Origin of the sequence: Sulfobacillus harzensis (assembly GCF_012933365.1) — a bacterium.
Taxonomy (GTDB): Bacteria; Bacillota; Sulfobacillia; order Sulfobacillales; family Sulfobacillaceae; genus Sulfobacillus_B; species Sulfobacillus_B harzensis.
On record NZ_JABBVZ010000349.1, the window covers coordinates 1 to 411 of the forward strand.

The 411-nt window shown below is 61.6% G+C and carries 1 protein-coding gene; it reads right to left on the reverse strand.

Annotated features, from left to right (window positions below; all coding sequences use genetic code 11):
• Positions 1–357 (reverse strand): transposase (locus HIJ39_RS23440; RefSeq protein WP_169103414.1); only part of this gene is annotated, 357 nt, incomplete at its 3' end.
• Positions 358–411 lie beyond the last annotated feature (54 nt).

Consider the following 411-nt stretch of genomic DNA (forward strand, 5'->3'; position numbering starts at 1 on the left):
CCCCAACGCTTCGCGGTGTCGCCGCCGGAAGGCGGCGAGCGTCCAGAAATCAGGTTGTCGGTTCCCCGAAACCACCCGAAAGCCCATGTCGTCGTAGCAGGCCCGTTCGACCTGCCGCGACGCCCGCAAGCCGCGGGCGTACGCATACACCCAGATTTTCACCATCAAGCGCGGGTCGTACGGCGGCTGGCCTTTGCTCCCGTATGTCGCGTAAATTGGGGATAAGTCCAGCTCGTCCACCAAGGCGCTCCAACTGAAGGCGGGATGGTTGGCCGGCAACCAATCGGCCAACGAGGGCGGCAGTAACCAGAGTTGATCCGGGTTGTCCCCGGTCCGAAAACGGCGTCGTGTATTCATAAGTTTTTATTTCGCCATCCGGGTCGCGAAGTCCTTTTTGCGCCGGATGTTCGG